The sequence below is a fragment of the Pseudomonas sp. PDM20 genome (genome assembly GCF_014852575.3).
In the GTDB taxonomy this organism is placed as follows: Bacteria; Pseudomonadota; Gammaproteobacteria; order Pseudomonadales; family Pseudomonadaceae; genus Pseudomonas.
Window position 1 is genome coordinate 1,431,976 of sequence record NZ_CM181224.1, and the last position, 17,914, is coordinate 1,449,889.

The following is a 17,914-nucleotide window of genomic DNA, read 5'->3' on the forward strand; positions in this document are numbered from 1 at the left end:
AAAGGCCGCGCTCCGTGAGGGGCGCGGCCTTTTTCGTTGGGGTGTCCGGTGATGTGCTTCGCGCTGACCGGATGCGCTCTTGTAGGATGGCGTGGAGCGAAGCGATACCCATCATTCGCAGCGCCGGCAGCATGGGTATCGCTCCGCTCCACCCATCCTACGCTGGAGCTCCCTGGAGCGTTGGAGTGTCAGCTGGATGCGTGCCCGCCGCTCATCGCCGCCGCAAAGCGCCAGCAGGCGAACAGGCACAGCAGCAGGCCGACCACCGCCAGCGCGCCGCCGACGTAGCCGATCCACTCCAGCCCCATGCCTACCGCCACGCGGCTGCCCAGCAACGCGCCGCCGCCGATGCCGACGTTGTACAGGCCGGAAAACATCGCCATGGCCACGTCGGTGGCGTCATGGGCCAGTTGCAGCACCTTGGCCTGCAGCGCCAGGCCGAAGCAGAGGATCGCCGCGCCCCAGAACAGGCTCAGCCCCAGCAATGCCGTGGGCGAATGGGCCAGCGGCATCAGCAGCAGGAGCGAGCCGCCGAGCACGGCGATGGCCAGGCACGGGAAGGCGCGGGGGAAACGCTCGCTGTAGCGGCTGAAGAGGATCGAGCCGAACATCCCGGCGCCGCCGAACAGCAGCAGGAGCAGGGTGGTCTTGTGGCTGTCCAGTGCGGCGACCTCGCGGGCGAACGGCTCGATGTAGCTGTAGGCGGTGAACTGCGCAGTGATCACCAGCACGGTGAGTACGTACATCGACACCAGCGCCGGGCGGCGCAACAGCAGCGGCAGGCTGCGCAGCGAGCCGGAGTTCTGGCTCGGCAGCAGCGGCAGCGCGCGGGCCAGCCAGAGCACCACGACCACCGAGACGCCGGCAATCGCCAGGAAGGTGGTGCGCCAGCCCATCGCTTCGCCCAGCACGCGGCCCAGCGGGATGCCCAGCACCATCGCCAGGATGGTCCCGGTGGCCAGCAGGCCGAGGGCTTTCGCCTGTTGGCCCGGCGGCGCCACACGCACCGCGAGCGACGCGGTGATCGACCAGAACACCGCGTGGGCGAAGGCGATGCCGAAGCGGCTGATCATCAGCACCGTGAAGTTCCAGGCGAAGCCCGAGAGCACGTGGCTGACGATGAACAGGCAGAAGATCACCACCAGCAGGCGCCGGCGTTCCATGTTGCGGGTCAGCTGCATCAGCGGCAGCGAGGCCAGCGACACGACCCAGGCGTAGAGCGTGAGCATCAGCCCGGTCTGTTCGGGCCGCATGTCGAAGCTCGCGCCGATGTCGCTGAGCAGGCCCACCGGGACGAACTCGGTGGTGTTGAAGATGAAGGCGGCGATGGCCAGGGCAATGACGTTCAGCCAACTGCCGGAGCGGGTTTCTTGCACGGTGGTCATGGGAATCCTGAGGTGAAGTGGGGCTCAGGCCGTGCCTGCGGATCACGCGAAAGGCGTGTCCCTGGCAAAGAAGAATTGTTGTTGCGGCGGGCCTGATTCTACCCACGGGTTGCCCATCGCGCACGGCGAATGCCGCCCTGCGCGGGCGCAGCGGCAGGCTCAGGCGGCGTTGTCGATCAGCGGGTCGGCGGCTTGCGCGGCTTCCTCGGCCAGCCAGTCGAGGAACGCGCGGACCGGCGGGTGACGCTCGCGGCCCGGCACGCAGAGCGCGGTGTAACGGGCGCCGGGCACGTTGATGTCGGGGCGGTAGGGCACCAGCAGGCCTTTCTCCACGCTCTCGGACACCAGCAGCGAACTGGCCAGCACCAGCCCCTGCCCGGCGATGGCCGCCTGCAGGGCGTAGAACTCCTCGTCGTATTCGCGCTGCACTGCCTGGGCCAGCAGGCATTGCTCGCCGGCCACCTGGCACCAGGCCTTCCAGCCGCGCTCGTAGAGCTCGGAGTTGTGCCAGCGCACGCTGATCATCTCCGCTACTTCCACATCGGCGGTGGCCACCAGTGCCGGCGCGCCATAGACGGCGAAGCGCTCCGCCAGCAGGAACTGGCTGTGCATGCGCGGGTAGTCGCCGAAGCCGTAGCGGATCGCCAGGTCGACGCTGGCGTCCTGCTGCAGGTCGAGCAGTTCGCACTGGCTGTCCAGGCGCAGGCGGATGTGCGGGTAGCGCGCGTAGAAGCGCCCCAGGCGCGGCACCAGCCACAGCGCGGCGAAGGCCGGGGTGGTGGAGATCGTCAGACTGCTGGCGCTGCGCTGCGGGCGCAGGCTGTCCACCGATTGCGATACCTCCAGTAGCGCGCCATGCAGGCTGCGGAACAGCCGCTCACCGGCTTCGGTCAGGCGCACCTGGCGTGGCAGGCGCTCGAACAGCGGCAGGCCCAACCATTCCTCCAGCGCGCGCACCTGGTGGGACACCGCCGTGGGCGTGACGGCGAGCTCCTGGGCGGCGGCCTTGAAGCTCAGCTGGCGCGCGGCGGATTCGAAGGTGCGCAGGGCGGGAAGCGGCAGGTTGGCGAACATGGTGCGCTCCATGGATGAGTTGAATTCATCTGGAAGGAAATCCCCTCAGTTGTCCGGCCATACGGCTGGAAATAGCTTAGGCGGCAACAGGAGGCCAATCAGGACTTCCGCAGTGTACACCTTCAGCAAGGAACGACAGATGAACAGGATTCTCGCCATTCACGCCAGCCCCCGCGCCGACCGCTCGCATTCCCGTCGCCTGGCCGAGGGCTTTCTCGCCGCGCTGCCGCAGGCGCAACTCACCCGCCGCGAGGTCGGCCGTGCCGATCTGCCCCACGTCAGCGAAGGCTTCATCGCCGCCGCCTTCCACCCGCAGCGAGAGCATCGCCCGGCCGAGTTGCAGGCCGAGCTGGCGCTGAGCGAGGAGCTGGTGAATGAACTGCTCGCCCACGACCTGCTGGTGATCTCCACGCCCATGTACAACTTCAGCGTGCCCAGCGGGCTGAAGGCCTGGGTCGACCAGATCGTCCGCATCGGCCGCACCTTCGACCTGCACCTGAAGGACGGCGAGGCGGAATACGAACCGCTGCTCAAGGGGCGCAAGGCGCTGATCGTCACCAGCCGCGGCGGCGCCGGCATGGGGCCGGGCGGCGAGCTGGAATGGATGAACCACGCCGATACCTGGCTGCGTGTGGCGCTGGGTTTCCTCGGCATCGAGGACGTGCAGGTGATCGCCGCGGAGGGCGAGGAGGGCAATCCCGAAGCCTTCCGCGCTTCCTATCAACAGGCCGAGCAGGCCCTGGCCGATCTCGCCGAGAGCGAGTGGGCGCGTGCGTGATGGCCTGGGCGATGCTGATGGTGGCGGCGGTGTTCGAGGTGATGTTCGCGGTGTCGATGAAGTACGCCGAAGGCTTCACCCGACCGCTGCCGACCGTGGTGACGGTGGTCGCGGTGATCGGCGGGATCTTCTTCCTCACCCTGGCGATGCGCCAGTTGCCGGTGAGCATCGCCTATCCGGTCTGGACGGCCATCGGCACGCTGGGGACGGTATTCTTCGGCTTCGTTCTGCTGGGCGAGGCGCTGACCCTGACCAAGCTGGCGTCGGTCGCCCTGATCGTGGCGGGCGTGGCCGGGTTGCGGGCCTGATCGCCGGTGGCTGATGCTTGATGGTAAGGTGCCGCGCATTCTCCACGACGGCACCGAAGATGAACGACAAACCGAAGAACCCGCTGCATGGCGTGACCCTGGAAGCCATCCTCAACCAGCTGGTGGCGCAGTACGGCTGGGACGGACTGGCCAAGCGCATCGACGTGCGCTGCTTCAAGAACGACCCGAGCATCAAGTCCAGCCTGACCTTCCTGCGCCGCACGCCGTGGGCGCGGGAGCAGGTCGAGGCGCTGTACGTGAAGAGCGTGCAGAGTATCTGATGGCGGGGCGTGCGTAGGGGGCGGCCGGCGAGCACGGAGATTTTGTAGGAGCGCCGGTGTATGCGATCTACGACAGTCCCGCCTCCTGGCTCAGCGCCAACTCACCCGCAGATTGTCCAGCCGCTCCTGGCAGCCGGTGCTGATCCCCGGTTCCAGGTAGCTGGTCAGCAGCGGCGCCATGCCCTTGAGCACCTGCACCGGTAGCGCCGAGGTGAACTTGAAGCCGTCCGACTCGCTGCCCGCCACGTAGGCGGTGAGCGTGCCGAAGTGGCGCGGGCCGATGTAGAAGACGAAGGTCGCCGTGCGGTTCATCGCCTTCGAACTCTTCACCCAGCCACTGCGGGTGACGCTCTCGATGCGGTTGTCGCCGGTGCCGGTCTTGCCGCCCATCACCAGTGCATTGCCATCAGCCAGCTTGAAGGTGCCGGACAGACGCCGCGCAGTGCCCGCATCCACCACCTGGGATAGCGCCGTGCGCAGGGCCTGGGCCACTTCCGAGCGCATCACCTGGCGGCCATTGCCGGATTCCGGGCCGAGGGTGACTTCATAGGGCGTGGCGGCGGCGAAGTGCAGGCTGTCGATGCGCAGGGTCGGCAGGCGCACGCCATCGTTGAGGATGATCCCCATCAGCTCCGCCAGCGCCGCCGGGCGGTCGCCCGAGCTGCCCAGCGCGGTGGCCAGCGATGGCACCAGGTGGTCGAACGGGTAGCCCAGGCGCCTCCACTGTTCATGCAGGTCGAGGAAGGCTTCCACCTCCAGCATGATGCGGATGCGCTTGTCGCGGGCGTACTTGTGCCGCGACTTGAACAGCCAGCCATAGACTTCCTTGCGCTCGGCGCTGCTGGCGGCCACGGCGTCGGCGAAGGTCGCTGCCGGCTGGCGTTGCAGGTAGCCCAGCAGCCAGAGTTCCAGCGGGTGCACGCGGGCCACGTAGCCCTGGTCGTTGAGGTTGAAGGCGCCCGGCCCGTAGCGGGTGTAGAGGTCCTCGATGCGCTTGTCGGTGAGCTTGTCGCCGGCGTACTTGCCCTGCTTCAGGCGATCCTGCAGGAAGGCGGCGAAGGTCGGGACATCCGCCTGCGGCTGCAGGTAGCGGTGGATCGCCGCCAGCCGCACCGGCCAGGCGCGCAGGCCGTCGAGGAAGGTGCTCAGGCGCGCGTCGTTGTCCTTGCCCTTGTACTTCTGCCAGAAGCGCAGCAGGTAGACCTGGCTTTCCTTGTCGACGAAGCGGTCGAGGTAGTCCTGCCGGCGCGGGTCCTTGTCGTCGGCGAGCACGGCGACCTTGCTGCCCTCGTTGGCGTAGATGTCGTGACGCACCAGGTCGCGCAGCAGGCGCACGAAGGGCAGGTTGATCGACTCGCGCAGGGCATCCTGCAGGGTCGGGATGCGGCCGTTGTCTTCCTTGCGGAAGTTGCTGAAGGTGTGGATGCCGCCGCCGGTGAAGAAGCTCTCGTAGGGGCTGGCGGAATACTTGCGCTGCAGCGCGGCGGCGAGCATGTCCGGCAGGTCGCGGTCCTTGGCGGTGATCAGGTAGTCGATGGACCAGCGGGTAAGGAAATCCAGCGGCTCCACCGGCACCTTCTTCAGCTCCGCCACGCTCATCGGCGCGTACAGCTGGTGCAGGTCGGCGATGGTTTCCAGGTAGGTGGAAAGCACGCGCAGCTTGGCGGTGGAGCCCAGTTCCAGCTTGCTGCCTTCGTTGATGTCAAAGGGTTGCTCGGTGCTGTCGGTCTGCACGCGCACGCGGTTGCCGCTGGGAGTGCGCTCGAAGAGGGTGAAGCTGTAGCGCACGTCTTTGGTCTTGTCCTTGGACAGCAGGTGCTCGCCGAACAGGCCGATCTGCTCGGCGAATTCCGGGTCGGACAGATGCCGCAGGTAACCGGTGACCTGCTCCTGCAACTCATGCTGCAGGGTGGTGGTGAAGCTCATGTCGAAGCGGTCGAGGTCATACAGCGGCACATCGAGCATGCCGGCCAGGCGGGTGCGGGCCAGACCGATGCCCTTGTTGTTCTCCAGCGGGGTGAAGCTCGGCTCGCTGCGTGGATCGCGGAACGTCAGCTTCTGCTTGAGTGCGGCGTCGCGCAGTTCGGGGGCGATCACGTTGTTCTGCGCCAGCAGGCGCAGGTAGCTGTCGGTCAGCACGGCGAGCTGTTCTCGGCCGCGCGCCAGGTACCAGGACGGCCGGCGGTGGGCGATCATCAGTGACACCACCTGGCGCAGCGCCTTGCCCTGGGCGGCCAGTTCGGCGCCGGAGCCGGGCGGGGCGTTGAGCAGCTTGTTGACCTGCTGGTAGTCGGCGCCGTACCAGATCCACAGCCCGTCCGGCAGGCCACTGACTTCGCCGTAACCGGGCTGCGCCGAAAGCGGCACGGAGTTCAGGTAGGTGAGGGCGACGTTGCGCCGCGCGGCCATATTCTCCGCGCCGTTCTGGTAGGTGCGCACGCTGGCCGAAGCCATCTGCCGCAGCTTGTCGGTGATGGAGTTGGTGCGGCCATCCTCGGAGTGGCGGTACTTCTCGATCTGCGTGGCGAGGGTGCTGCCGCCGGGCGCGTGGTTGCCCAGACCGACCAGCTTGCCCACCTGCGCCACCGAAGCCTGGGTGAAGCGGCTCCAGTCGATGGCCGGGTTCAGGTAGGGACGGTCGGGGTCCAGCAGGTCGCGGTTCTCGATGTACAGCAGGCTGTTGACGATGGCCGGCGAGATGCTCTCGAAGTTGGCGTAGAGCCGCTGCGGGTAGCGGAAGTTGTAGATCGGCAGGCCGCGGCAGTCGGCGATGTCGACGCCGGCCTGGGCCTTCTCCGGGTAGGGCGGGAACATGCCGTGACTGGTGTACTGCATCAGCGGATCGGAGAAGCGCGCCTGGCTCAGGGTGACGAAATTGCGCTCGTGCAGGCGGCCGAGGAAGCTCGGCAGCTGCTGGTAACCCAGGCGCCGGTCGAAGGGGCCGCCCTGGGGATAGACCACGTCGCCGGTGCCGCCCTGTTCCAGGCTCCAGGTCAGCCCGGTGGCGTAGCGTGCCAGCTCGCGCGCCTGCAGCTTGGAGGTGCGCGCTTCATAGAGCAGCGCCGCGCCCATGGCGGCCAGCAACGGCAGGAGAAACAGGAAGAGGATGAGGAAACGGTGGTGATGCACTTTCTGCGGGGAAAGGCCGGGCCCCAGACTTCCCGGTTGACCTGCCACTTGCGTACCGGAATGCTTCGAGTTGCCCATCTTCACGCCCCGCCCTTGCTTGTACGACAGCCCAGGTAGCGGACTCCGCCCACGTGATGGCCGGCGCCATCCTGGCGCCGCGAAACCCGCTTCCCCCGCGGCTTTCCTAACTTCCAGCGTAGTCGGCGGCAAAAAAACTGCGCACCGGCTGGCACCGTTCATGGCCGTGCGGATTGATTTGCCGACGGCCAGCAGGTGCAATGTACTGACTTCGACAGGAACCCTTGCCCATGCGTTCGCCTTTTCTGCCTTGCAGCCTGCCCCGTGTTCTGCCTCTGGCCGCGCTGCTGCTGGCGTCCTTGAGCGCCCAGGCGGCGCCCATGCCGTTCTACCGCTGGCAGAGCAAGCTCGATGGCGCCTACACCTGCCAGCAGACGTCGCCGGGCAGTGGCTGGCAGAAGATCGGCGGGCCGTTCCGTGACGCCGGCTGCCGTGAAGCGCTGCCGCAGACGCCGCCACCCAAGGGGTTGGCGGTGCCCAAGGTGTTGAAGGGGCAGTAGTTACAGTTTCTGGGGGCGTTGTACCGGGACATTGGGTGCCGACGTTTCCCCCTCACCCCAGCCCTGGCTGCGCGCCCCGCTCCTGAGGGAGAGGGAGCAGATTGTGCCGGCTGATGCTGTGGTTTCATCCTGCACGAACGGTCCCCTCTCCCTCTGGGAGAGGGTTAGGGTGAGGGACGCCCGGGCGCCGGAGTATCACCGTAGGAGCAGATTCCTCCGCCATCATTTCACCCACGCACGGAGCTCACCATGACCGATCACGACGCCCGAATCCGCCAGAGCTGGCAGACCAACGCCGATGCCTGGACCCGTGCGGTGCGCGAGCAGCGTATCGAAAGCCGGCGGCTGGTCACTGACGCGGCGATCCTCGGCGCCATCGCCGATGGCCCGGCGCGGCGCGTGCTCGATATCGGCTGCGGCGAAGGCTGGTTGTGTCGCGCGCTGGCGCAGCGGCGCAGCGAGTGCGTCGGCGTGGATGCCTCGGCGCCGCTGATCGATTCGGCGCAGGCGGCAGACGAGGGGCGCTTCGAGGTGATGGATTACGTGGCGCTGATCGAGTCCGGCAGCAGCCTGGGCCAGTTCGACGTGCTGGTCTGCAACTTCGCGCTACTCGATGAGTCCATCGCGCCGTTGCTCGGCGCATTGCCTGAGCGGCTCAACCCCGGCGGGCGGCTGCTGATCCAGACCGTTCACCCCTGGACCGCCTGCGGCGACGAGCCCTATGCCGATGGCTGGCGCCTGGAAACCTTCGCCGCATTCGGTGGCGAGTTCCGCTCACCGATGCCCTGGTTCTTCCGCACCCTGGAGTCCTGGCTGGCGCTGCTGGCCGCCAGCGGCTGGCGTTTGCGGCAGCTGCGCGAACCGCGCCATCCGGGCACCGGCCAGGCCTGCTCGCTGTTGCTGGAACTGCAGCCGCTGGCGGGCTGAACCGCTCTGAAACGGCGCTGGCCGGGCGCGTGGATGTGGCGATACGCCGCTATTCCTTTGGTCACATTGCACCTTGGTGGTGCAGACGTTTCCTACACACTTGTGTAACACTCGCCCGCGACCTCAGCCGTGGTCCTCCCGCAATGCCCACGTCCGCTTCACAAGAGCGGGCAGCCTCTTCCGGTGTGCCGTCCTGGAACTGCCAGACACTTCTCTCTCCGTGCCTCCCGGCGCGGTGGCGAAGCCTTTCCGGTGGTTCCGCACCCTGACTGCACTCAGAGTCCGCAGCTGATTACTCCCAAGAACAAAATGAGGTTGCATCACCATGTCGTCCCACGATCTCCAAAGGGATCTCAACGAGCGGCACATCCGTCTCATGGCCCTGGGCGCCTGCATCGGCGTCGGCCTGTTCCTCGGCTCCGCCAAGGCCATCCTGATGGCCGGCCCGGCCATCATGCTCTCCTACATCATCGGCGGTCTCGCCATCCTCGTGATCATGCGCGCCCTCGGCGAGATGGCTGTGCACAATCCGGTGGCCGGCTCCTTCGCCCGCTACGCGCAGGACTACCTCGGCCCGCTGGCCGGCTACCTGACCGGCTGGAACTACTGGTTCCTCTGGCTGGTGACCTGCGTCGCGGAAATCACCGCGGTGGCCATCTACATGGGCATCTGGTTCCCTGACGTGCCACGCTGGATCTGGGCGCTGGCCGCGCTGGCGAGCATGGGCACCATCAACCTCATCGCCGTGCGCGCTTTCGGTGAATTCGAGTTCTGGTTCGCGCTGATCAAGATCGTCACCATCGTCGCCATGATCCTGGCCGGCGCCGGCATGATCTTCTTCGGCCTGGGCAACGGTGGCATTGCCACCGGCATCTCCAACCTGTGGAGCAACGGCGGCTTCATGCCCCACGGCATCACCGGCGTGCTGATGTCGCTGCAGATGGTGATGTTCGCCTACCTGGGCGTGGAGATGATCGGCCTCACCGCCGGTGAAGCGAAGAACCCGCAGAAGACCATCCCCGGTGCGATCAACTCGGTGTTCTGGCGCATCCTGCTGTTCTACGTGGGCGCGCTGTTCGTGATCATGTCGATCTACCCGTGGAACGAGATCGGCACCCAGGGCAGCCCCTTCGTGATGACCTTCGAGCGCATGGGCATCAAGACCGCCGCCGGCATCATCAACTTCGTGGTGATCACCGCCGCGCTGTCGTCCTGCAACGGTGGCATCTTCAGCACCGGCCGCATGCTCTACAGCCTCGCCCAGCATGGCCAGGCCCCGGCCGTGTTCGCCAAGACCTCGAAGGGCGGCGTGCCGCGCAATGCGCTGCTGCTGTCGATCTTCGCGCTGCTGCTGGGCGTGCTGCTGAACTATCTGGTACCCGAGAAGGTGTTCACCTGGGTGACCTCCATCGCCACCTTCGGTGCGATCTGGACCTGGGCGATGATCCTGCTGGCGCAGCTGAAGTTCCGCCGCGGCCTCTCCGCCGCCGAAGCCGGCAAGCTGCAGTTCAGGATGTGGCTGTACCCGCTCAGCTCCTACCTCGCCATGGCCTTCCTGGTGCTGGTGGTGGTGCTCATGGCCTTCTTCGAGGACACCCGCATCGCGCTGTACATCGGCCCGGCGTTCCTGGTGCTGCTGACGGTGCTGTACTACGCGCTGAACCTTGCTCCTAAAAATCTGGCTCCGAAAGAGCAGGGCAGCGTCGCCAGCCGTGCCTGATGCGCGGTTGAGCGAATGAAAAAAGGGCCTCTGCGGAGGCCCTTTTTTTTCGTGCCGAATCAGGCGCTGGGCAGGCTGCCGGCCATGCGGGTCAGGCTGCGGTCGAACTCGGTGATCTCCAGTTGCAGGCCGACGGGGCGTTTTTCGATGAGCGCGGCGAGGGTCTGCTCGGCGGTGGCGAACAGCGTGTCGACGATGCGCTGGCGCAACTCCTCCGGGCGGCCGGGGGCGATGCGGACCTGGATATTGATGAAGGCTTCGTTCTTAGCGTTCGCGCCCACCTGGTATTCCCCGATGGAGCGGGCGAAGGTGCGCAGGCCGTTGACGGGGAACACACCGAGACTCTGCGCGGCTTCGTGGAGTTTCTGTGGAAGGCCGAGTGGCGTGAGGTCGTCGGTGAGGTTGGCGGTGTAGTCGATGGCGATGTGGGGCATGGGGAATATCCGGCATCCGTGATGCCGTTCATCCTAGGGAGATGAGCTCACGGCGGATATGCGGGTGACTACGTATCCGATGGTGCTGATCTGTAGAAACGCCCGCGCGCGATTGGCGTTTTCATCCAAATCGAACTTACGGGTGAAGTACCAACGTAGGATGGGTGGAGCTTGCGATACCCATGCTGCTTCGGTGCGCGGTAAGCGATGGGTATCGCTGCGCTCCACACCATCCTACAAAGCAGTTTTCCTGCATCCGCCGCAGAGGGCGGCAAGATCGTAGGGCGGAAAACGCGCCAGCGTTATCCGCCGTCATGGTATCGGCGGATAACCCGTTCCGGGTTATGCGCCCTGCGTGCTGGAACCTCAGGCCGCCAGCAACGGCGGCATCGGGCAATCCAGGATATCCGCCACCGCGCGCATCAGTTCCGCCTCGCCGGTGCTGATGCGCCCGTCGTGTTCGATGCAGCGCGCCAGCGCCTTGAGCAGTTGCGGCTTCTGCAGCGGCCTGAGTTGCTCCAGTTTCTTCAGGGCGCCTTCCAGGTCGCGCAGGCTGCCTTCCGCCGGCATGGGACGAGGCGGGAAGGGTAGACCGTTCCAGGCATCGAAGAATGCCTGTGCGGTTTCCGCATCGCTGGTTTCACAGACGCGGGCGAGGAAGGCCAGCAGCGTCGCGGACTCTTCGGCAAGCTCCGCCAGCGCCACATTGCCGATCTTCCCGCTGCCCGGTCGCAGGTTGCGTTCGACGATGCGCAGCAGGGTCCACTCCAGCAGTTTCACCTTGCCGTCCAGCTTGATCAGCAGCGCCATGTTCTCGCGCAGGGCGAGGAAGGCCTTGGCGTCCAGCTGCTTGAGTGCCGGCATCGCCAGGTCCAGCAAGGGCAGGCGCTGGCCGGGGTCGAGCCGCAGCAACGACTCTTCCAGCAGGTCCAGTTGCAGCGCCAGGCTCAGGTTCAGGCGCTGCTTGATTGCTTCCAGTTGGCGCGCACGCAGGCCGGGTTCGTTGTCCAGCAGCAGGCCGTAGATCAGTGCCTCGGCACCTTCGCTGTCATGGGCGGCGCGCTGCAGGCGCTCATCCAGACGTTGCAGGGTGCTGCGCGCTTCCAGCAGGTGCGCGGCAGTCGGCGCGCCCACGGCAGTCACGGCCATTTCCACGGCGCTGGGCTGGTAAGGCTGGCCGGTGACGGCGGCAGTCCAGGCCTCCTGGTTCATCAGCGCCACGTCCAGGCGCGGCTCGAATTTCGGGTAGCGGCCATCCCAGCCCGGATCGACGCGGCGGATGCGATCCTTCAGCGGTGGGTGGGTGTCGAACCAGCTGCTGCCCACGCCGTCGCCGAAGTACATATGGCTGAACTCGGCCGCGCGTGGCGCACTGAGCAGGGCGCCCAGCGGGTTGCCGCCGATCTTCTTGAGCGCGCCGGCGATGGTCGAGGGATCGCGGGTGAACTGCACCGCCGAGGCGTCGGCCAGGTACTCGCGCTGGCGGCTCACCGACGCCTTGATCAGCTGGCCGAAGAAGGTGCCGACATAGCCCAGCACATAGAGCACCACGCCGGCGCCGATCACCAGCAACACCACGCTGCCGCCGCCGTTCTTGTCGTTGCTGCTGCTCCGGCTGCTGACCCGGATGCCGGTGCTGGTTTCGCTCCAGCCGCGCAGCAGCATCCCGCCGATCAGGCCGAGCAGGAGCATGCCGTGGAGCAGGGCGGTCAGCCGCGTGTTGAGCAGCATGTCACCGTGGTGGATATGGCTGAATTCGTGGGCGATCACGCCCTGCAGCTCGTTGCGGTCGAGCTGCTCGATGGCGCCACGGGTAATGCCGATCACCGCGTCGCGTGGCGTCAGCCCGGCGGCGAAGGCGTTGATCGAGCCATCTTCCAGCACGTACACCGGCGGCACTGGCGAGCCAGAGGCGAGTGCCATTTCCTCGACGACGTTGAGCAGACGGCGTTCATCGGCGTTGCCGGCGCTGAGGTTGAGCAGGCGACCGCCGAGACTCTCGGCCACCACCTTGCCGCCTGCGCTCAACTGCACCTGCTTGTACAGCGCGCCGAGCACGACCACGCCGATGATCACGGCGGCCACCGACAGGTACAGCTCCGGGTCGGGCAGGGAGGCGCGGGAGGTCAGGTGCAGCGCCGGCTCACCCAGGTGACGCCAGAGCCAGCCCAGGGCGAAGCTGGTGATGGTGACCAGGCAGATCACCGCGACGGTCAGCAGCAGGACCAGTCGCCCGGTCTGCTTGCGGGCGCGGTCCTGGTGTTCGAAGAAGTTCATCGCGCGTCCTGCGCCAGGGTTTTAGAAGGCGACTTTCGGCGCGGCCTGGATGGCCTTGCTGTCCTCGAACTCCAGCAGGCTGGCGTCCTTGCTGTGGCCGTAGGTGGTGGCCAGGAAGTTGGCGGGGAACGACTGGCGGTAGGTGTTGTACTCCATCACCGCATCGTTGTAGGCCTGGCGGGCGAAGGCGACCTTGTTCTCGGTGCTCGACAGCTCCTCGCTGACCTGCTGCAGGTTCTGCGAGGCCTTGAGGTCCGGGTAGGCTTCCAGGGTCACGTTCAGGCGACCCATGGCACCGCCCAGGGCGTTCTCGGCGGCGGCCAGTTGCGCCATGCGGCCGGCGTCGCCGGGTTGTTCGGAAGCGGCTTTCAGACCGGCCACCGCCGCGTTACGGGCGGCAATCACCGCTTCCAGGGTCTCGCGTTCGTGCTTGAGGTAGGCCTTGGCGGTTTCCACCAGATTGGGGATCAGGTCGTAGCGGCGCTTGAGCTGCACCTCGATCTGCGCGAAGGCGTTCTGGTAGCGGTTGCGCAGCGCCACCAGGCGGTTGAACACGCTGATCAGCAGGAAGATGGCGCCAGCGATGATGGCGAGGGTGATGATCGAGGAAACGCTCATGGGATGTCCTTATCGGCAGGCGATCGAGCGTCGATCATAGCGGAAAGCCAGCAAAGCGGGCCTTATCCTTTTCCCGATACTTTGGGCTGATCGTGCTTTTGTTCTGAGCGAGCACGGCCTGCCTGGTGCCCCTGTAGGTGCGCGCCATGCGCGCGTTCGCGGGCATGGCCCGCTCCTACAGGAGAGTCACCTGTCTCAGCAAATCAGCGATTCAGGTACTCGGCGGTGGACACCACCTCGGCGTAGGCGAAAGCCAGGGACGCCATGTAGGACGCGTGTACCTGGGCTGCCGGAACCTTCACGCCATTGAACTCCAGGTCCAGGGTGGCGCAGGCGTCGTGCAGCACGGTCACCGGGTAGCCGAAGTCGGCGGCGGCGCGCACTGCGCCATCCACGCACATGTGGCTCATGTGGCCGACCACCACCAGCGATTCTACGCCGTGCTGGTCGAGGATGGCCTTCAGGTCGGTGTCGCGGAACGAGTTGACGAAGTGCTTGAGCACCACCGGCTCGCCAGGCAGATTGGCGACCTTTGCGTGGATCTTCGCGCCGTCGCTGCCGGGGGCGAAGAACGGAGCATCGGCGCTTTCGAATTCGTGGCGCACGTGCACCACCAGATCACCGCGCTCGCGGAAGGCGGCCAGTACCTTGGCAGCCTGGTCGGCGGCGGCTTCGATGCCGACCAGTGGCCACTTGCCGGAAGGGAAGTAGTCGTTCTGGATATCCACTAGGATGAGCGCTTGCTTGGCCATTTCCGAAGTCCTTCTTGAACGTTGAGTGGTGAGGAAGTGGGACCAGTATGGTTCGCCGCGCGCCGCGCGGGGATCAGGCGGAACGACAATAACCGGGGGAAAACTGACAATGGTTGCGGAACGGAGCGTCGTCGAGATCGGGTTGCTGCTCTATCCCGGTGTGCAGACGGCGGCGCTGCATGGGCTCACCGACCTGTTCGCGGTGGCCGAGCGCATCGCCGGCGAAGAAGCCGCGCAGCAGCTGCCGGCACTGCGCGTCAGCCATTGGTCCGGTGAGGACGGCGGTGAGCCGCGGCGTGTGTTCGACACGCATCCAGGCGCCGACAGTCGCTTGGTCGCCGTGCTGGTGCCGCCCTCGTTGTTCGGGCTGCCCGACGCCGCGCCACTGCGCAATCTCACCGACTGGCTCGCCGCGCGCCACGGCGAGGGCGCTATCGTCGGCTCGGTGTGCATCGGCGGCCTGCTGGTGGCCGAGGCCGGGCTGCTCGACGGCCGCAGCGCCACCGCCCACTGGAGCGGCGCCGAGGCCTTCGCCAAACGCTTCCCGCGTGTGCGGCTGGAAGCACACAAGCCGATGGTGGACGACGGCGACCTGATCACCTCCGCCGGGCTGATGGCCTGGTCGGACCTGGGCCTGCGCATCGTCGATCGCCTGCTCGGCCCGAGCATCGCCAACCGCACCGCGCGCTTCCTGGTGGTCGAACACAGCGACAGCGCCCAGCAATGCGGCAGCAATTTCGCGCCGCTGCTGGGGCATGGCGATGCCGCGATCCTCAGGGTGCAGCACTGGCTGCAGGGCAATGGCGCGGTGGACGTCAGCCTCGCTGTCATGGCCGCCCAGGCAGGGCTGGAGGAGCGCACCTTCCTGCGGCGCTTCCGCGCCGCCACCGGGCTCAAGCCCACCGAGTACTGCCAGCACCTGCGGGTGGGCAAGGCGCGCGAGCTGCTGGAGTTCACCAACGGCACGGTGGACCACATCGCCTATACGGTCGGCTACCTCGATCCGGGCTCGTTCCGTAGCACCTTCCGCAAGATCACCGGGATGGCGCCGAGCGACTACCGCAAGCGCTTCGGCGCCAAGCCAGCCGAGGTCCTGCTCAGGGACTGACCGATGGGTTGTCCGCCGCCTGCTGCAGCATCTGCGTGAGCAGCGGTGCATATTCCGCGTCGGTCATGGCCGGGTGCACCTGCAGGTGCATCAGGTCGGTCCACTGCAGCATCCAGCGCTGCACATCGAGCGGGTTCTCGGCCTCCGCGAGGCCGAAACCGAGCATGTGGCCCATGGCGTGCCAGCGGCCGACCAGCTTCACGCCGGGCGGCGGCAGGCCGCCGGTCTTGAGGAACCGTTGAATGATCCTGTCGCGGTTTTCGATGGGGATGGTCCAGTTCACCAGATAGAGCATGTCGCACCTCCGGCCCGGCTCCGGGCTTCGATGGACGCGGACCCGAACCGGCGACGCCGCCAGAGCCGCGCCGGTGTATCCCAGGCGTGACAGCCTCCGGCTGGGAGCGGCGTTCTCCCGACAGGCATAGCAGCACCCAGCGAAGCGGGAGAGGCCGCTGATCGGCAACGGGCTGGGCAGTCGATCGGCGGTCGGAGTCTGTGCCTGAGAACACCGTCCCACAACCGCCAGACTCGCGCTAATATACTTATTGAAAGACTTATATTTCTGCCTCTCCCCGCGAGGCAGCCATGAACCGGATCAACTGGACCCGAAAGGCCGTGAAGCAGCTTGGCAGGTTAAACAAGGCCGATCAGCCGGTGATCTACGACGCCGTGCAGGAACTCGCCCGGATGCCGGCGGTGCCGAACGTCAGAAGGTTGGTCAACCATGCTTACGGCTACCGTCTGCGGGTAGGCAGGTAGCGCGTCCTGTTCGATTGGGACGGCGGCATCCGCATCGTGAATATCGAAGAGGTCAGCAAGCGCGATGAGCACACGTACTAACGTGCAGATCATCAACGGGCCGGATGGCGTACCGGCCTTCGTGGTCATTCCCTACGCGGAGTACATCGCCAGTCACCCGAAGGAGGACCTGGTCCCCAATGAGGTAGTGGGCTTCATGGTCAGGGATGGGCTGACCGCTGTCGGCGCCTGGCGCCGGCACCTGGGGCTGACTCAGGCGGAAGTGGCCGAACGCATTGGCATCAGCCAGTCCGCCTATGCCCAGCAGGAAGCCGCGACCCGCCCGCGCAAGCACACGCGGGAAAAGCTCGCGAAGGCGCTGGGGATTCACGCCGACCTGCTGGATCTCTGAGCGGTCACACCCAGCGATCATTCTCCGCCGTGCGATCGCCGCCCTGGTCGCCGGTGTTCAGCACGCCGCGCGGTTCGATCAGCATCAGTTGCACCTCGTGCTCGGCATAGGGTTTGTGCTCCACCCCACGGGGTACCACGTAAAGCTCGCCGGCGCGCAGGGTCAGCGGACCGTCGCGGAAGTCGATGCGCAGCTCGCCGTCCAGCACGATGAAGGTCTCGTCGGTGTCGGCGTGGCTGTGCCAGACGAAGTCGCCCTGCAGCTTCACCACCTTGAGCTGGTAGTCGTTCATCTCGGCGATCACCCGTGGTTGCCAGGTTTCGCTGATGCGGCCGAGCTTGTCCTGCAGGTTGATCGGTTGGCGTTGGGTCACGGTGGTTGTCTCCTTGGGATCGGTCTGCCCAAACTACTGCCGGCCCCTGGAGCGGTCTTGCAGGAACTTGCGCTTCGGTGTCGCTGTTGCTGCTGGTCGCCATGCCGTAGCGGGGAGCGAAAAGCGGGCGACTATGCTCAGAGCATCGCGCTCGTTCTGCTCCGGAGACCGCCATGTCCACGCCCGCTCCCATCGCCCGCCCCAGCGTCATTCCCTGCCTGCGCTACCGCGATGCGCCCCAGGCCATCGACTGGCTGTGCGCCACCTTCGGTTTCCAGCGGCAACTGGTGGTCGCCGATGACCACGGCGGCATTGCCCACGCACAGCTGGCGCTGGCCGACAGCAGCGGGCTGGTGATGCTCGGGTCGCTGCATGACAACGAGTACGGCCGGCTGATGCGCCAGCCCGACGAGATCGGCGGCTGTACCCAGAGTATCTACGTGGTGGTGAAGGACGCCGAAGCGCTGTATCGCGCAGCAGTTGAGGCCGGCGCGCAGATCGTCATCGACATCAAGGACGAGGACTACGGCGGCCAGGGCTTCACCTGCCGTGATCCGGAAGGGCACATCTGGAGTTTCGGCACCTACGATCCCTGGCACTGATTTCGCGCTTTTGCGCCGCGCCCGCAACATCCTGCCCAACCCCCGCGCTTGACGCTTTCGTCCGCCAGGTGTTCAGATTCGCCCCGTTTCAGGTGCCCCCCGCCGCCGTGCGTGGGGTGAAACGGGAAGCCGGTGCGTCGCCCTCGTGCGATCAGTCCGGCGCTGCCCCCGCAACGGTAAGCGAGCGGAGCGTCCACTAAGCCACTGTGCTCAGGCATGGGAAGGCGGATGTTCCATGACCCTCGCAAGCCCGGAGACCGGCCTGGAACCTGTTTGGCAAACCCGCGGTGGGCGGGCGTGAGCCGGTTCCCGGGGCGCGCTCGTTCCGGGTGTCGCTGCGCCGCCTGCGAAATCCCGATTTCGAGGCGATCACCTTGCAACATTCTTCGTTCCTGTACCGGCGCGCCCTGCGCTGGACTC

General features: G+C 66.4%; 18 protein-coding genes, 1 pseudogene and 1 riboswitch. Of the genes and pseudogenes, 10 read left to right on the forward strand and 9 right to left on the reverse strand.

Annotated elements, in window-relative coordinates:
• Positions 1–188: 188 nt before the first annotated feature.
• Both IB261_RS06775 and IB261_RS06780 read right to left on the reverse strand, forming a co-directional pair.
• A complete protein-coding gene (locus tag IB261_RS06775; RefSeq protein WP_192210029.1) occupies positions 189–1,385 on the reverse strand; it encodes a sugar transporter in 1,197 nt (398 codons plus the stop codon).
• Positions 1,386–1,544: 159 nt separating this feature from the next.
• Positions 1,545–2,459, reverse strand: coding sequence for a LysR substrate-binding domain-containing protein (locus IB261_RS06780; protein ID WP_192210030.1), 915 nt, complete (start codon positions 2,457–2,459; stop codon positions 1,545–1,547).
• Positions 2,460–2,598: 139 nt separating this feature from the next.
• On the opposite strand from IB261_RS06780, the gene IB261_RS06785 reads away from it, so the two are divergent.
• Genes IB261_RS06785 through IB261_RS06795 form a run of 3 tightly spaced genes read left to right on the forward strand, consistent with a single transcriptional unit; the run spans position 2,599 to position 3,826 of the window.
• Positions 2,599–3,237 carry an FMN-dependent NADH-azoreductase gene (locus IB261_RS06785; protein WP_151186142.1) on the forward strand — a complete coding sequence of 213 codons (639 nt, stop codon included), beginning with the start codon at positions 2,599–2,601 and terminating at the stop codon, positions 3,235–3,237.
• On the forward strand, positions 3,237–3,545 hold the full coding sequence (locus IB261_RS06790) for a DMT family transporter (RefSeq protein WP_081517654.1): 309 nt from the start codon (positions 3,237–3,239) through the stop codon (positions 3,543–3,545). Before IB261_RS06785 ends, IB261_RS06790 begins: the two co-directional genes overlap by 1 nt.
• A gap of 59 nt (positions 3,546–3,604) precedes the next feature.
• The gene (locus IB261_RS06795) at positions 3,605–3,826 is read left to right on the forward strand and encodes a VF530 family protein (RefSeq protein WP_192381716.1); all 222 of its coding nucleotides are present in this window, start codon (positions 3,605–3,607) and stop codon (positions 3,824–3,826) included.
• Positions 3,827–3,916: 90 nt separating this feature from the next.
• On the opposite strand, the gene IB261_RS06800 is transcribed toward IB261_RS06795, so the two are convergent.
• Positions 3,917–7,033: a transglycosylase domain-containing protein gene (locus IB261_RS06800; protein ID WP_192381718.1), complete on the reverse strand. Its 3,117-nt coding sequence runs from the start codon at positions 7,031–7,033 to the stop codon at positions 3,917–3,919.
• A gap of 230 nt (positions 7,034–7,263) precedes the next feature.
• On the opposite strand from IB261_RS06800, the gene IB261_RS06805 reads away from it, so the two are divergent.
• The 3 genes from IB261_RS06805 to IB261_RS06815 all read left to right on the forward strand — a co-directional run bounded on the left by IB261_RS06805 (position 7,264) and on the right by IB261_RS06815 (position 10,180).
• Entirely contained in the window at positions 7,264–7,533 is a 270-nt protein-coding gene (locus IB261_RS06805; RefSeq protein ID WP_081517656.1) for a hypothetical protein, read from the forward strand.
• Between the two features lie 249 nt (positions 7,534–7,782).
• Positions 7,783–8,460 carry a class I SAM-dependent methyltransferase gene (locus IB261_RS06810; protein ID WP_192381720.1) on the forward strand — a complete coding sequence of 226 codons (678 nt, stop codon included), beginning with the start codon at positions 7,783–7,785 and terminating at the stop codon, positions 8,458–8,460.
• 325 nt (positions 8,461–8,785) lie between these two features.
• On the forward strand, positions 8,786–10,180 hold the full coding sequence (locus IB261_RS06815) for an amino acid permease (protein ID WP_192381722.1): 1,395 nt from the start codon (positions 8,786–8,788) through the stop codon (positions 10,178–10,180).
• A 59-nt stretch (positions 10,181–10,239) separates the two neighbouring features.
• Here the strand turns inward: IB261_RS06815 and IB261_RS06820 are convergent, their stop codons facing one another.
• From IB261_RS06820 to IB261_RS06835, 4 genes are all read right to left on the reverse strand, one after another.
• Entirely contained in the window at positions 10,240–10,614 is a 375-nt protein-coding gene (locus IB261_RS06820) for a 5-carboxymethyl-2-hydroxymuconate Delta-isomerase (protein ID WP_192381724.1), read from the reverse strand.
• Positions 10,615–10,980: 366 nt separating this feature from the next.
• Complete coding sequence (locus IB261_RS06825) at positions 10,981–12,891, reverse strand: M48 family metallopeptidase (RefSeq protein WP_192381726.1); 1,911 nt, start codon at positions 12,889–12,891, stop codon at positions 10,981–10,983.
• A 21-nt stretch (positions 12,892–12,912) separates the two neighbouring features.
• Positions 12,913–13,509, reverse strand: a complete 597-nt coding sequence (locus tag IB261_RS06830; RefSeq protein ID WP_081517661.1) for a LemA family protein — start codon at positions 13,507–13,509, stop codon at positions 12,913–12,915.
• A gap of 203 nt (positions 13,510–13,712) precedes the next feature.
• Positions 13,713–14,261, reverse strand: a complete 549-nt coding sequence (locus tag IB261_RS06835) for a cysteine hydrolase family protein (RefSeq protein ID WP_081517662.1) — start codon at positions 14,259–14,261, stop codon at positions 13,713–13,715.
• 109 nt (positions 14,262–14,370) lie between these two features.
• Here IB261_RS06835 and IB261_RS06840 point away from each other — a divergent pair, with 109 nt between their 5' ends.
• Positions 14,371–15,369: a GlxA family transcriptional regulator gene (locus IB261_RS06840; RefSeq protein ID WP_192381727.1), complete on the forward strand. Its 999-nt coding sequence runs from the start codon at positions 14,371–14,373 to the stop codon at positions 15,367–15,369.
• Here IB261_RS06840 and IB261_RS06845 read toward each other — a convergent pair.
• The gene (locus IB261_RS06845) at positions 15,359–15,664 is read right to left on the reverse strand and encodes a DUF3303 domain-containing protein (RefSeq protein WP_081517664.1); all 306 of its coding nucleotides are present in this window, start codon (positions 15,662–15,664) and stop codon (positions 15,359–15,361) included. The genes IB261_RS06840 and IB261_RS06845 overlap by 11 nt on opposite strands.
• A gap of 290 nt (positions 15,665–15,954) precedes the next feature.
• Here IB261_RS06845 and IB261_RS06850 point away from each other — a divergent pair.
• Together IB261_RS06850 and IB261_RS06855 are read left to right on the forward strand one after the other, a co-directional pair.
• Positions 15,955–16,209 (forward strand): annotated as a pseudogene (locus tag IB261_RS06850) (type II toxin-antitoxin system RelE family toxin).
• Positions 16,193–16,519 carry a helix-turn-helix domain-containing protein gene (locus tag IB261_RS06855; protein WP_151186149.1) on the forward strand — a complete coding sequence of 109 codons (327 nt, stop codon included), beginning with the start codon at positions 16,193–16,195 and terminating at the stop codon, positions 16,517–16,519. Before IB261_RS06850 ends, IB261_RS06855 begins: the two are co-directional and overlap by 17 nt.
• Before the next feature lie 4 nt (positions 16,520–16,523).
• Here the strand turns inward: IB261_RS06855 and IB261_RS06860 are convergent, their stop codons facing one another.
• Positions 16,524–16,892 carry a cupin domain-containing protein gene (locus IB261_RS06860; RefSeq protein WP_081517665.1) on the reverse strand — a complete coding sequence of 123 codons (369 nt, stop codon included), beginning with the start codon at positions 16,890–16,892 and terminating at the stop codon, positions 16,524–16,526.
• A 173-nt stretch (positions 16,893–17,065) separates the two neighbouring features.
• Between IB261_RS06860 and IB261_RS06865 the strand changes: the two genes are divergently transcribed.
• Positions 17,066–17,494 carry a VOC family protein gene (locus tag IB261_RS06865; RefSeq protein WP_192381729.1) on the forward strand — a complete coding sequence of 143 codons (429 nt, stop codon included), beginning with the start codon at positions 17,066–17,068 and terminating at the stop codon, positions 17,492–17,494.
• Positions 17,495–17,567: 73 nt separating this feature from the next.
• A riboswitch (cobalamin riboswitch) is annotated at positions 17,568–17,774 on the forward strand.
• The last annotated feature ends 140 nt before the right edge of the window (positions 17,775–17,914 follow it).

Excerpts from the sequence above, each read along its gene's own strand:
- IB261_RS06830 (WP_081517661.1), bottom strand. The coding sequence starts at position 13,509 with ATGAGCGTTTCCTCGATCATCACCCTCGCCATCATCGCTGGCGCCATC.
- IB261_RS06815 (WP_192381722.1), top strand. The coding sequence starts at position 8,786 with ATGTCGTCCCACGATCTCCAAAGGGATCTCAACGAGCGGCACATCCGT.
- IB261_RS06805 (WP_081517656.1), top strand. The coding sequence starts at position 7,264 with ATGCGTTCGCCTTTTCTGCCTTGCAGCCTGCCCCGTGTTCTGCCTCTG.
- IB261_RS06845 (WP_081517664.1), bottom strand. The coding sequence starts at position 15,664 with ATGCTCTATCTGGTGAACTGGACCATCCCCATCGAAAACCGCGACAGG.
- IB261_RS06810 (WP_192381720.1), top strand. The coding sequence starts at position 7,783 with ATGACCGATCACGACGCCCGAATCCGCCAGAGCTGGCAGACCAACGCC.
- IB261_RS06775 (WP_192210029.1), bottom strand. The coding sequence starts at position 1,385 with ATGACCACCGTGCAAGAAACCCGCTCCGGCAGTTGGCTGAACGTCATT.
- IB261_RS06835 (WP_081517662.1), bottom strand. The coding sequence starts at position 14,261 with ATGGCCAAGCAAGCGCTCATCCTAGTGGATATCCAGAACGACTACTTC.
- IB261_RS06825 (WP_192381726.1), bottom strand. The coding sequence starts at position 12,891 with ATGAACTTCTTCGAACACCAGGACCGCGCCCGCAAGCAGACCGGGCGA.
- IB261_RS06820 (WP_192381724.1), bottom strand. The coding sequence starts at position 10,614 with ATGCCCCACATCGCCATCGACTACACCGCCAACCTCACCGACGACCTC.
- IB261_RS06855 (WP_151186149.1), top strand. The coding sequence starts at position 16,193 with ATGAGCACACGTACTAACGTGCAGATCATCAACGGGCCGGATGGCGTA.
- IB261_RS06865 (WP_192381729.1), top strand. The coding sequence starts at position 17,066 with ATGTCCACGCCCGCTCCCATCGCCCGCCCCAGCGTCATTCCCTGCCTG.
- IB261_RS06800 (WP_192381718.1), bottom strand. The coding sequence starts at position 7,033 with ATGGGCAACTCGAAGCATTCCGGTACGCAAGTGGCAGGTCAACCGGGA.
- IB261_RS06790 (WP_081517654.1), top strand. The coding sequence starts at position 3,237 with ATGGCCTGGGCGATGCTGATGGTGGCGGCGGTGTTCGAGGTGATGTTC.
- IB261_RS06780 (WP_192210030.1), bottom strand. The coding sequence starts at position 2,459 with ATGTTCGCCAACCTGCCGCTTCCCGCCCTGCGCACCTTCGAATCCGCC.
- IB261_RS06785 (WP_151186142.1), top strand. The coding sequence starts at position 2,599 with ATGAACAGGATTCTCGCCATTCACGCCAGCCCCCGCGCCGACCGCTCG.
- IB261_RS06795 (WP_192381716.1), top strand. The coding sequence starts at position 3,605 with ATGAACGACAAACCGAAGAACCCGCTGCATGGCGTGACCCTGGAAGCC.
- IB261_RS06840 (WP_192381727.1), top strand. The coding sequence starts at position 14,371 with ATGGTTGCGGAACGGAGCGTCGTCGAGATCGGGTTGCTGCTCTATCCC.